This window comes from Cohnella sp. GbtcB17, from assembly GCF_019091135.1.
GTDB lineage: Bacteria > Bacillota > Bacilli > Paenibacillales > Paenibacillaceae > Cohnella.
This window is the reverse complement of record NZ_JAGXJW010000034.1, coordinates 67167-77569: the sequence shown is the minus strand read 5'-3', so window position 1 is coordinate 77569 and position 10403 is coordinate 67167. Positions and strand designations below refer to the sequence as shown.

General features: G+C 58.7%; 7 protein-coding genes. 2 read left to right on the top strand and 5 right to left on the bottom strand.

From position 1 onward, the window contains the following. The first annotated feature begins 482 nt into the window (after nt 1-482). Together KVT38_RS19170 and KVT38_RS19165 are read left to right on the top strand one after the other, a co-directional pair. Nucleotides 483-1595: an ABC transporter ATP-binding protein gene (locus KVT38_RS19170; RefSeq protein WP_217595352.1), complete on the top strand. Its 1113-nt coding sequence runs from the start codon at nt 483-485 to the stop codon at nt 1593-1595. A gap of 12 nt (nt 1596-1607) precedes the next feature. After that, nucleotides 1608-3182, top strand: coding sequence for a glycine betaine ABC transporter substrate-binding protein (locus KVT38_RS19165; protein ID WP_217595351.1), 1575 nt, complete (start codon nt 1608-1610; stop codon nt 3180-3182). 13 nt (nt 3183-3195) lie between these two features. Here the strand turns inward: KVT38_RS19165 and fdhD are convergent, their stop codons facing one another. The 5 genes from fdhD to KVT38_RS19140 form a co-directional block, all read right to left on the bottom strand. Further along, on the bottom strand, nt 3196-3987 hold the full coding sequence (fdhD, locus tag KVT38_RS19160) for a formate dehydrogenase accessory sulfurtransferase FdhD (RefSeq protein WP_217595350.1): 792 nt from the start codon (nt 3985-3987) through the stop codon (nt 3196-3198). Between the two features lie 20 nt (nt 3988-4007). Next, nucleotides 4008-6362, bottom strand: coding sequence for an FdhF/YdeP family oxidoreductase (locus KVT38_RS19155; RefSeq protein WP_217595349.1), 2355 nt, complete (start codon nt 6360-6362; stop codon nt 4008-4010). A 163-nt stretch (nt 6363-6525) separates the two neighbouring features. Beyond that, on the bottom strand, nt 6526-8331 hold the full coding sequence (locus tag KVT38_RS19150; RefSeq protein ID WP_217595348.1) for a DUF2201 family putative metallopeptidase: 1806 nt from the start codon (nt 8329-8331) through the stop codon (nt 6526-6528). A 9-nt stretch (nt 8332-8340) separates the two neighbouring features. Further along, complete coding sequence (locus KVT38_RS19145) at nt 8341-9366, bottom strand: AAA family ATPase (RefSeq protein ID WP_256454878.1); 1026 nt, start codon at nt 9364-9366, stop codon at nt 8341-8343. A gap of 170 nt (nt 9367-9536) precedes the next feature. Then, complete coding sequence (locus tag KVT38_RS19140; protein WP_217595346.1) at nt 9537-10130, bottom strand: DNA-3-methyladenine glycosylase; 594 nt, start codon at nt 10128-10130, stop codon at nt 9537-9539. Nucleotides 10131-10403 lie beyond the last annotated feature (273 nt).

Genomic DNA, 10403 nt, shown 5'->3' with positions numbered 1-10403 from the left:
TGGCACCCGCTCTCGCACACATTCGCCTCCCTCATCGCGCCGCATAGCCCAAAATTGCGCTATGTCGACTCATGGCATCCACTCTCGCACACCTTAGCCTCCCTCATCGCGTCGCTTTAGCGCAAAATTGCGCTATGCCGATACATGGCACCCGCTCTCGCACACATTCGCCTCCCTCATCGCGCCGCATAGCCCAAAATTGCGCTATGTCGACTCATGGCACCCTCGTCGCGTCTACACACCTTCGCCTCCTTCATCGCGCCACTATAGCTTTCAAAATTGCGCTATGCCGACTCATGGCATCCACTCACACACACCCTCGCCTCCCTCACCGTGCCGCTATAGCCCATTTCCCACCATCCGCCTCTACTCGTACAGCTACTTACCTCACATCCGCACGTTCCGGCTAATTGTGCAAAAAATGGACATACTACCTGCACTATCGCTCGCTTGGACGGGCAAACGGCGGGGAGCGAACGCGCTTGATCCAATTTGACGGCGTCACCAAGAAGTATCCGGACGGCACCAGCGCCTTGAAGGGCATCAATCTCGAGATCGCGGAGGGCGAGCTCGTCACGCTGATCGGCCCGAGCGGATGCGGCAAATCCACGACGATGAAGATGATCAACCGGCTCGTGGAACCGACGAGCGGCCGCATCTCCATCGACGGCAAAGACATCTCCAACATTAATCCCGTCCGGCTCCGGCGGGAGATCGGTTATGTCATCCAGCATATCGGGCTGTTCCCGCATATGACGATCAAAGACAACGTCGCGATCGTGCCTCGGCTCAAGCGCATGGACAAAAAGGCGTACGAGCGCCGGATCGACGAGCTGATGGACATGGTCGGCCTCGACCCGGACCAATACCGCGACCGGTACCCGGCCGAACTGAGCGGTGGCCAACAGCAGCGGATAGGCGTCATTCGCGCGATGGCGGCGGAGCCTTCGATCATCCTGATGGACGAGCCGTTCAGCGCGCTTGACCCGATCAGCCGCGAGCAGCTCCAGGACGAGCTCATCCGGCTGCAGGAGACGGTGAAGAAGACGATCGTCTTCGTCTCCCACGACATGGACGAGGCGCTCAAGATCGCGGATCGCATCGTTCTGATGAAGGGCGGCGAGATCGTTCAGGCCGATACGCCCGAACGCATTTTGCGGCGCCCCAAAAACGACTTCGTGCGCAGCTTCATCGGCGAAGGCAGGCTCAACGAAGCCTCCGAGCATCTGTCGGTGGAGGACGTCATGCTGTGGAATCCTGTGACGGTGAACCAATCCCGGGGCCTTGCGCACGGCGCGAAACTAATGAAGCAGCACCGCGTCAACGGCCTGCTCGTCCTGGATAAAAATCGCGTGCTCCAGGGCGTCGTATCGAGAGAAGCGCTCGAGGAAAACTACCGGAACGAGGATCTGACGCTGCAGGAAATCATGCGTACCGACATTCCGCATGTCGTCGTCGGCTCGAGCGTCGGGGATGCGGTGGACGTCATGAAGCAGCACGGCATGAGCTACTTGCCCGTCGTCCACCCCAACGGCCAGATCGCAGGCCTCGTGACCAATTCCAGCCTGATCGACGCCCTGCTGAAGCAGATCTGAACGGAGGCCGCCATGAATCTTTGGGACGTATTCATCAACCGGCGCGACGACATCGTTCGCAGCACGCTCGAGCATCTGCAAATCTCGTTTATCGCGCTGTTCATCGCGATCGCGATCTCGGTTCCTGCGGGACTCGCTTTAACGCGCTTCCGGCGGCTCGCTTCCCCCGTCATCGGGCTGACCTCGCTGTTTCAGACGATACCGAGCCTCGCCCTGCTCGGCTTCATGATCCCGCTCGTCGGCATCGGCCGGGTGCCGGCCATCATCGCGCTGACGGTATATGCGCTGCTCCCGATCCTGCGCAATACGTATACAGGCATCATGAACGTGGAAAAGCCGATCAAGGAAGCCGGCATCGGTATGGGCATGACGAGCATGCAGGTGATGTGGCGCATCGAGCTGCCGCTGGCGCTGAACGTCATCATGGCGGGGATCCGCACCGCGACGGTCATGGTGATCGGCGTCGCCACGCTGGCCTCGCTGGTCGGAGCCGGCGGCCTTGGGGATCTCATTTTCCGCGGCATCTCGACGGTCAATACGGAGCTGATCCTGGCGGGCACGATTCCCGCGGCGCTGCTCGCGCTCCTGCTCGACTTTTTGCTGGAACGGATGGAGCGGGCGGTCACGCCGCCCGGCTTAAGACCGGTCGGCCGTAAACGGACGAATCGCTTCGTCCGAGTCGTCGAGATCGCGCTCGGCATCCTGCTCGTCGCGGCAATCGCGACAAGCCTGCTTGGGCGCGGCGGGCTCGGCTTCGGCGGGGGCGGAGGCGGCAAGACGATCACCGTGGGCGGCAAAAACTTCACCGAGCAGGATATTCTCGTCCATATGCTGTCTTCGCTGATCGAAGCGAAAACCGATTTAAAAGTCGTACGCAAGCCGTTTCTCGGCGGCTCTCAAGTGACGCACAGCGCGCTGACGAGCGGCAGCATCGATCTGTACCCGGAATATACGGGGACGGGCTGGTCGTCGGTGCTGGGCGAAGCTCCGGTGGGCGGCGATCCCCAGGCTACCTACGACAAAGTGAAGGCGGCTTACGAGACGCGATTCGGCGTCACCTGGCTGCCGCCGCTCGGTTTTAACAATACGTACACGCTGTCCATGCGCGCCGACGTCGCCCAGCGCCTCGGCATCGACACGATGTCTCAGCTGGCCGCGCGTTCGACCGGGCTGACGCTTGGCGCGACCCACGAATTCCTGGAGCGGGAGGATGGCTTCAAGGGGCTGCAGGCCGCTTACGGCATGCACTTCAAAAAAGTGACCGGACTTGATCCCGGCCTGACGTACGGCGCGGTTAAGGAAGGCACGACCGACGTCAACGACGCCTTCTCGACGGACGGACGCATCCAGGCGTTTAAGCTGAAGGCGCTCAAGGACGACAAGCAGTTTTTTCCGCCGTACTATGCAGCCGTCGTCATTCGCGGCGACACGCTGAAGGCGCATCCCGAACTGGAAGAGACGCTGAACCTACTGGCCGGCAAAATCGACGACAAAACGATGTCCGCGCTCAATGGAAAGGTGGACTTGGAGCACAAGGAGCCGCGCGCCGTGGCGGAGCAGTGGCTGAAGGAGCAAGGGCTGATGTGAATGATCGCGCCCCTTAGTCCATGACGATCCGGTGATGATGCGTATAAACGTTCAGCGAATCCGCGCGGATGAAGCCGACGCAGGTGATGCCGAGGTCATCCGCCAGCCGGAGGGCAAGATCCGTCGGCGCCGACTTGGAGAGCAGGATCGGGCAGCCGATCTTGGCGGCCTTCAGGACGACCTCCGAGGACAGGCGGCCGCTGAACACGATGACCCGGTCTCTCGCGGATAAACGATGGCGGATGCAGTGACCGAACAGCTTGTCGGGCGCGTTGTGCCGACCGATGTCCGACCTCGTCTCCGCCGCTCCCGATTCGTCGAGCAAGGCAGCGTTGTGCACACCGCCTGTCGCCGCGAAATCGGCCGAAGCCGCCTGCAGCCGGGACATCCATTCGAAGCAGCGCCCGGCCGGAATCCGCAGTCCGCCGGTCAGCGTTTTAGCCGTTCGGGCATCGTTCTGAAAATAAAACTGCCGGCTTTTGCCGCAGCAGGAGCCGATCAAACGCTTCGAATAAAAGTCCTTGGCGGTGGACAGCGGACGGACGAGCTCGACGCGGGCAAAGCCGCCTTGTACGTCGAGCGTGAGTGTCTTGATATCCTCGCGGACGCGAATGACGCCCTCGGAGCCGAGAAAACCGAAGACCAGATCCGTCAGGTCGCTTGGCGAGCAGACCAAGGTTGCGAACTCTTCCCCGTCCACGATCAATGTCAGGGGATATTCGGCCGCCACGTCCTCCTCCCGCTCGGAGACGAGCCCGCCTTTCATTTTCGTCGCGGTCCATTTTACGATCGAAGGTCTTTCCATCCCCGTCCCCCCCCTTACGCTTATTCCGGCGTGTCGAGGTCCAGTTCCTCGATTCGCTTTTCCGCGTACCGCGTATCCTTCAAGGCATGGTACGTCTCCGCCTTCTCAACGACGACCCCCGCATTATATTCGGGGATGCCGGCATGGGGCTCATAGACGCCTTTGGGAAACAGCATGTTGCCTTCCGGCCAATACAGCTCTAGGTTGCCCGTGGCCATCGCCGCCGTCTTGAGCCTACCGTGGAAAACGCCGTGCCGGTTGTAGACGACGACGGCTTCTCCCTCCCGAATGCCGAGCCCTTCCGCGTCCGCCGCGTTCATCAGCACGTCGTACCGTCCTGCGCCGTTAAACGGATCGAGCTCGCCGTACACCATCGAATTGAACTGCTTGCCGCGGCGCGTCGTCGCGTAATACCGGCCTTCGGGCTTGCGAAGCTCCGGCAGCTCGATCGGCAGAAGCCTGCCTTTGCCGTCCGGCGTCGGGAACTCGCCCCCTTCGCACAACCAGGCGCCGCCCCATTGAAAGACGTCGCCGCGCCCTCGCAGCTGCTGGATGCCGTCGTAGTTCGGCGCGGCCTTCGCGATCTCTTCACGGACGGCAGCCGCGTCGTCGAAGGCGACGGCATCGCGGCGCTCCGGCCTGACGCGGGCTGCCAGATCGGCATAGATCCGCCACTCGGGCCGGGCTTCCGCGATGCGCGGGCCTTCGATCTCCGGCGAGAAATACACCATTCGTTCCGTCGAAGTGGACGTGCCGCCGCCCGGCTGCTCGTATCGGGTCATGGCGGGGAGCACCCACACCTCTTCTTTGGCGTCGACAAGCGTAGAAGTATTGAGGACGATGTCCTGATGAACGCGTATGTCGACGTTTTCCAGGCATCGCCGGATGAAGTCGGGGTCCGGCATCGTCTCGAGGAAGTTGCCGCCGGACGTGTAAAACACCTTCAGCTTGCGCTCGTGATCATTCGGTAGCATCGCGTTCTCGATCGACACGCCGACGATGTCGCCCTGCCAGCGCGGCAGCTCGAATCCCCACAGTGCTTCGATTCGGCGGACGTGCTCCTCTTGGAAGTCCCCGCCGGGCAGGCTGAACGGATCCGCCCCCATTTCGCCGGAGCCCTGTACCCCGCTATGCCCGCGGATCGGCATGACGCCGCAATGCTCCCTGCCAATAAAGCCGCGGAGCAGCGCGAGATTGGCGACCTGCGAGATATTGTCCGTGCCGAAACGGTGCTGGGTGAGCCCCATGCTCCAGACGAATACGCCGCTGCGCGCGCCGGCCAGCAAGTTTGCGAATTCGGCCATCCGCTCGCGCGACAAGCCCGAAGACCGTTCGAGCGCCTCCCATTCCTGCTCGCGCACATGCGCCTTCAGCGCTTCGTAGCCGCTCGCATGCGCCTGCACGAACGCATGGTCGATCGCCGAGCCGGGCCGGTCTTCCTCCATCTCGAACCAATGCTTGATGACGCCGTTCATAAACGCGATGTCTCCGCCGATGTTCACCTGGTAAAAGTCGTCGGCCAGCTTCGTGCCGAACAGCGCGGACTCGGGGATCGAAGGCACCCAGTAGCCCTCCATTGCCGGCTCCCGGTAAGGATTGATGACGATGATCTTCGTGCCCTTGCGCTTGGCGGCGTACATGTACTTGGTGGACACGGGCTGGTTGTTCGAGGCTACGCTCCCCCAGAACACGAGCACGTCCGTGCCGATCCAATCCCTGTAGCTGCAGCTCGAAGCACCGATGCCGAGCGACCGCTTCATCGCCGTCTTCGAAGGCGAGTGGCAGATACGGGACGCATTGTCGATGTTGTTCGTGCCGATCAGGCGGGCGGCCTTGGCCGCTGCGTAATACGATTCGTTCGTAATGCCGCGCCCGGTCAGGTAGAACGCCAGCTGCTTCGGATCCACGCCGCGGATACGGCTCGCGATGCGGTCCAGCGCCTCCTCCCATGTCATGCTCCTGAAGGCCGAGTCGCCCTTTTCGCGCAGGAGCGGGTATGGGATGCGCCCCAATTTACGCAGCTGCGCGCTGTCCATCCGCCTGAGCTCACCAATATCGGCATGCAATACATTCGGCTTGATCGGCCCCATCGTGTTCAGCCGCAGCACATTCAGCCTAGTCGTGCATAAATGCGGTCCCGTCAGCGTCTGGTCGTAAAGGCCGGACACGCCGAGCGCGCATCCGTCGCAGACGCCTTGCGTCAATATTCTGTACGCGTACGGCAAATTGTCGCGGTTGTCCCAGACGACCTTCATCGTGTCGCGGATATGATGCGGCTTCTGCCTGCCGAGGCCGAACGGCACCTTGCTCACCCACAGCTTGGGATCCGGACGTCCCGGCAGCTTCGTTCGTCCCGAATGCTTCGTTTTGCCCATGATCGTCAACCTCCGCCCGTCGCGCTGGAAATGAAAAAGCCGCGAAGGTTGGGAACAGGATCGCTGCTCCATTCCGTGCGGCTTCGAATATTTTTATTTTAGCAGGCTCCGGAATGCATTTGCAATCGTTTTCATTTAGTGGGCGTTCTCAGTTGCATGTCTTTTATTTTATTCGAAAAACGGGGCCTCTGGGCGGGAAAGGCAGGCTTTTGCCTTTGGGAATAATAAAAGCATGGTCGCGTCTGATCGTCAGTCTGTCGCATTCGCCGTCAGTAATGACTAAGATCGGCCCGGTTTCCGGAAAATCTCTCGAATTTTCGATCAGATCGATAGCCGGTTGCAAAACGGTGCCTCCGCGGCCTTTGATTTTGACCTTACCGGCGATTTCTTCACTTGAGATATAACCGGCGTCGTAAGCCGCTGCGTCGCAAAACACGACGCGAACAAACGGAACGTCCCGGTTGAGCGAATAATTGGCGATACACCCCAACGCCTGACCCAGCAGTTGAAGCCCCATCGAGCCGGACGTGTCGATTACGACCGCAAACGTTCTTGCCGCATCGTACAGATTTTTGTACGCCGGCCTTGGGATGTCAGGCGTTGAAGATTGACGGCGCGATAGCCGCGAATACGTTCTGTATTTTTCGACGCTCGGAAAGTGCTCGTCGAACCACTGGGCCAGTTCCACGTCCCACGGGACGGGCGGATGCCCCAGCGCCCGGATTTCTTGTACAAGTCCCGCCGGCAACAATCCCCGCCCGATTTCTTGATGGTATTCGAGCCCCTGCATGATCGCTCTTTTGCAAAAGTCATCCAGATCCTGGCCCTCGCGGTGGTCCCAGAAGCCATGGTAGCCTTTGTCCAGCATATCGGTCAGTCCGCTGCCGCGAAGCGTGGCGAGCTTACGGTTGGTGCGAATATTGTTGGTCAGTCGGTCATAGATGGTTTCGGCCGAAAGATTTTTCAACTTGGGATCGTACAAGACGCCGATACGTGGAAGCGCGCCGACATTCATTTCGACCAGCCAGCCGTTGATCACGTAATCGCAAGCCACGTTCCACAATTCATGATCGCGCCCCGCACAACGTTGATGATGTCGCAACGCCGCATGCAGAAGCTCGTGGGCCATCACAAAAATCGTTTCCGCTTCATCCAGACCTGCGGTCGGATTCATATAGATCTCCTGATCGATCACGTCTATGGCGGCGACCTGGATTTGAAACTGTTGGCAGACCGCAACGTCTTCTATGATCTTAAAACCGCTGGCCAGCGCGCCCAATAGCGGATAGTGATTAACGAACCACTCTTTTGCCTTTTGCGCTTTTGTCTTCTGGCTGGTGTTCGTTTTATACAACGAATCGGCATAACCCGCCGATACATTCACCGCAGCCGTGACGGCGTTGGCTATGCCGCGCGCGAGCAGTTCGGCCCACTGAATCTCGCGGTGATGGTACCGGAATTTTTTGTTTTGGTTCAATAAAATATCGGGAGCGTTCACGCCCCCGGTCCCAAAATAGGACAAGGAATCCGGGATTCCTCGACTCTGAAATATTTCGAGCAAATGATACTCATCGCGAAACATGAACGGAAGCTGCGTTTCGATATCATGAGGCGCCCTGCCAAGCTTGAGGTCCGCCAGAAATTTGTTTACGACTGCGTCGGATGCTGCTTGCCATAAGCGTTCGTCCACGTTGTCCGGCTTGGACGCGTGTCCGAACCCCAAATGAAGCAGGCAGTGCGCGAGCACAAATACCCACTCTTCTTTGGATAAGTGGCGCTTCGGATGAGCATAAAGCACGCCTCTAGCATCCACCACGCAGTAACCATGCTCCGGACAAGAATTGTTTTTGTCACGGTTAAAATGCGCATGCTGCGCGATCGGAGAAAACAGCGGATGCGTCAACATTTCTCCGACGGCTTCGCGAAAAGTTAAATCCCACGGATTTTGGCTTGCCGGCGATTTGCTCATAGACACCTCTTAATTTTTCTTGCGCTCCGCCAGCCGCGGCAAGTCGCGCACGATCTCGACCATCAGCCAATCGGGCAGCTTATCGTCATCGTCATTTTTGGCCACGACCATTTGAGCGATTTCCATCGAAATTTCGCTTAGCTCTTTGATTAATCCCTTAACGCGATGGGCGAACTGGCGGTTCGATTCCCGAACGGCATCTTTATTTTGCGGAAGCTCTTTAACGACCTGGGCCCGGAACGATTGAGCAAGGAAGTAAAGCAAATCCCGATCCTCCGGATTAGACGGGAACGACGCTTCGCCGGCCAAGATCTTGTTAAGCTCGTACTTGCTTTTGGTATTTTTGAAATAAGCCTTAAAGTTCATGGCGTGTTCGGGAGATAGCGTGCCGCATGCCAAAATATCGATAATCTCAACGGAGAGATTGTCGCCGTACTCGTGCAAGGCGTCGCTCAAAATGTGCCAGGAACGCGGCGTCGAAAAGGGCTGCTCCGTTTTAGGAGGCTGGCTCCACAGGTGATCGGGCCGAATCTGAACGTACTCGATGACTAGAGGATGAATGCCGGCGTCGTAAGCCCATTCGAGCCAATCGCGGGAAGAAGCTTTTAATTGAACGTGGAACATGCGGTTGATGAGTGCGGAAGACATCGGTTTTACGATCGCGCTGTCCTGCGCCCGATTGCCCGCTCCGATAATGATGGAGCCTTTCGGCATCGTATAGCTGCCGATTCTCCTTTCGTTGATCAGGCTGTAGAACGCCTTTTGCACTTCCTGACTGGAAGCGTTAAGCTCGTCGAGAAATAGACAGTACGGCTCTTCGCGGGCGATCATCTCCGGCGGACAAAACTGGCTTTTGCCGTTAACGATCTGCGGCACGCCGAGCAGATCCTCTGGCGCCAACTGGCTGCCGAGCAGGGAAACGCATGGAAGGCCCAGTTGCTCCGCGAACTTTTCTACCAATGAGGATTTGCCGATGCCGGGGGCTCCATGAATAAAAACGGGACGTACAACAGAGACATTCAATAGCAACTCCATAAGCTCTCTGGCTGTTACAGATTTAACTTGATCCAATCCGTAGCTCCTCTCGATTTCGCAAGCATTGATCTGCATCCTATTGCATCAATAAAATACATATAGCCCACAATGGATCAAATGGCAATAAATATCTCCGCAACCAGTACAATTATCGCATTATTTTTCTACTACTAACCCTTCCGCGACACGAACGGGTTGCCCGTCTCCCAAAACCGCCACGGGTAATCTCTCGCCTCGCCGCTGTTGTCGATGCCGATACGCGGTCCGGCGGATACGGACGACACGGCCCTTCCCTCCGCGATATACAGCGGCGGCTTGTCCAGCGGAAGTCCGTAATCCCCGATGCCGATGCCCAGCGCCTTCGTCAGCTTGCCCGGTCCGTTGGTCAGGTGATGGATTTTCTTTAACGGACCACGCCGCTCGAGCATCAGCGCCTCTCCCACCACGGGCTCCACGGCTCTGATCAATACGGCTTCGGGACAGCCGGGCTCGCCGCTCACCACGTTGAACAGGCAGTGGGTATGCATGACATACGTATACGCATACCCCGGCGGGCCGAACATCACTTCCGTTCGCGGCGTCCTTCGTCCTCCATAGCTATGCGCGGCCCGGTCTCCCGGTCCGACGTACGCTTCGGTCTCCACAATCCAACCGGAGGCGATGCCGAGCTCCGTTTCCTTGACGAGCAGCATCCCGAGCAGCGATCGGGCCAGTTCGAGCGTCGGCTTCCGGAAAAAAGAGAGGGATACGGGCTTGATCGTCATCGGGTTCACCTCGTTTATGGTACATTTGTCTACTATACAATATAGCGTACAACCGCTCCCTTTACGAAGCGGACCGGAATGCCGTTATATTGCGAAAAATCGGCCATTCCGAGGGAGTTGCGGACCGGAGCGACGTTATTTTGCCGCTTAAGCGCCAAAGCGATCGGCTTCTCCAGCAATAGCGGCAGCTGGGTCCGCGAGCGAACCGGAATTGGCCGTTTAAGCGCAAATAGAGGCTCCTGGGTCCGCTGTCGCGTCGTAGTGGGGATGGAA